Genomic DNA, 2,477 nt, shown 5'->3' with positions numbered 1-2,477 from the left:
AAATTAAACACTGTTTCGTTTTTCGCTAGAAGATGAGCGTGATAGCCTTTGATTATTGAATTATGTTCATCATCAGCATGCAACGATTTTAAAACCAATCAGCGATCAAATATGCAGAACACTTTTCTGCACATTAATATATTATTAGCCGAGGATTTATGAAACTTAATAAAGTAGTTGGTTATATGGTTATGGCGGGTGTGTGTTCTGCATCGTTAATATCACTTCCTGCGATGGCACAAGAGGTGGCGAAAGAGGCCACGGCACAGACTAAAAGTGCGAATGATGCGTTGTACGGACAACTCCCGTTCACGGATAAAACCGATTTTTCTAATGCTCACAAAGGCTTTATTGCGCCACTGCCACAAGAATTGATTAAGGGGAAACAAGGGAATACCGTCTGGAATCCGCAGCAGTACGCCTTCATTAAAGAGGGCGATAAAGCGCCGGATACGGTGAATCCGAGCCTGTGGCGCCAGTCACAATTGATCAATATCGGCGGCTTGTTTGAAGTCACTGATGGCGTTTATCAGATCCGCAATCTGGATCTTTCGAACATGACCATTATGGAAGGTAAAGAAGGGATTACCGTTATTGACCCGCTGGTTTCGGCAGAAACGGCTAAAGTAGGAATGGATATCTATTACCAGAATCGGGGCAAAAGACCTGTTGTTGCTGTTATTTATACCCACAGCCATGTTGACCATTACGGCGGTGTGCGTGGTGTTGTCGATGAAGCTGATGTGAAATCCGGCAAAGTAAAAGTATATGCACCGGCTGGCTTTATGAAAGAAGCCGTGTCGGAAAACATTATGGCGGGGAATGCGATGAGTCGCCGCGCCAGCTATATGTATGGCAACCTGCTGAAGCCCGATGCAAAAGGTCAGGTAGGCGCGGGCCTTGGTACGACAACCTCCGCCGGCACGGTAACGTTGATTGAACCCACTAACTACATCACTCATACCGGACAGAAAGAAGTTATCGATGGTCTGACTTATGACTTTATGATGGCCCCGGGTTCGGAGGCACCGTCAGAAATGCTGTGGTATGTGGAAGAAAAGGGGATGATTGAAGCGGCGGAGGATGTCACACATACCTTGCACAACACTTATTCACTGCGCGGCGCGAAGATCCGCGATCCGCTGGCATGGTCGAAATATATCAATGACGTCATTACTCGCTGGGGGGGTAAAGCGAACATTATTATTGCTCAGCACCACTGGCCAACCTGGGGGAATGACAATGTGGTGAAGTTAATGAAGAGTCAGCGTGATATGTACCGTTATATTAACGATCAAACTTTGCGCATGGCAAACCAGGGGCTGACCCGCGATGAAATCGCCGCCAATTTCAAATTGCCATCCGGTCTGGCAAAATCATGGGCCAGCCGAGGGTATTACGGTTCAGTGAGTCATGACGTGAAAGCAACATATGTCTTTTACTTAGGCTGGTTTAACGGTAACCCGGCAACCCTCGATGAACTGCCGCCTGTTGATGCAGCGAAAAAGTATGTCGACTACATGGGGGGAGCGGATGCCATTATGCAAAAAGCAAAAGCTGACTATGCTCAGGGGAATTACCGCTGGGTGGCGCAAGTGACTAACAAGATAGTCTTTGCCGATCCGCATAATAAAGACGCGCGCAACCTGGAAGCCGATGCACTTGAACAGATGGGGTACCAGGCCGAGTCCGGCCCGTGGCGCAATTTCTATCTGACCGGTGCACAGGAATTACGTAACGGTGTAGTGAAAGGTGCGACACCCAATACGGCCAGTCCGGATACGGTTAAAGCTATGTCGCCAGAGATGTTCTTTGATTATCTGGCGGTACATATCAATGGTGAAAAAGCGGCAAATGCGAAAGCAGTCTTTAACGTTGATTTGGGGAGCGATGGCGGAAAATATAAGCTGGAACTGGAAAATGGCGTGCTTAACCATAGCGCTAATGCACAGGCCAGCGATGCAGATGCTTCCATTGTTTTGAACCGTGCAACCCTCAACAAAATCATTCTTAAGAAAGAGTCGCTGAAACAGGCGAAAGAGAAGGGCGAAGTGACTATTACCGGCAACCAGGCTAAAGTTGATGAATTCCTCAGCTATTTAGATAGTTTTGATTTCTGGTTTAATATCGTAACACCCTGATTTTAGAGATAAATGATAAGACCCGCCATAACAGGCGGGCTTTTTATTCTCTGGGGTTGTGCTTGATTCAAGTCCATTAGCAATGGGTGTTCAAAGATGCTGTGTGCGCATTTCTACCTTAGAGGGTCAAGTGGGTAGAAAGGTCATCATGGTATATGCCATTGATGGCAAGGCCAGGGCGTTCGGTTTGGTATGCATTAATTGAATTCAACTTATGTTGAGAAAAAATCTAGTTCATTGCTTAAGTGATAGTTAACATACTGTATTTAAGAAGTATTTCAGACATCATAAACTTATACAATTCATGAACTAACAATGTTGTTCATAGGATATTTG

General features: G+C 45.9%; 1 protein-coding gene. It reads left to right on the top strand.

Annotated elements, in window-relative coordinates:
• Positions 1 to 185: 185 nt before the first annotated feature.
• Positions 186 to 2,141, top strand: coding sequence for an alkyl/aryl-sulfatase (locus NNO02_RS23010; protein ID WP_442867928.1), 1,956 nt, complete (start codon positions 186 to 188; stop codon positions 2,139 to 2,141).
• The last annotated feature ends 336 nt before the right edge of the window (positions 2,142 to 2,477 follow it).

Origin of the sequence: Citrobacter sp. Awk 2, assembly GCF_028069815.1 — a bacterium.
Classification (GTDB): domain Bacteria; phylum Pseudomonadota; class Gammaproteobacteria; order Enterobacterales; family Enterobacteriaceae; genus Citrobacter.
Note: the sequence above shows the minus strand (reverse complement) of the source record. Positions and strands in the feature narration are given on the sequence as shown.

What these genes read in the sequence shown, in the direction of transcription:
- NNO02_RS23010 (WP_442867928.1), top strand. Translation starts at nt 186, where the DNA reads ATGGTTATGGCGGGTGTGTGTTCTGCATCGTTAATATCACTTCCTGCG.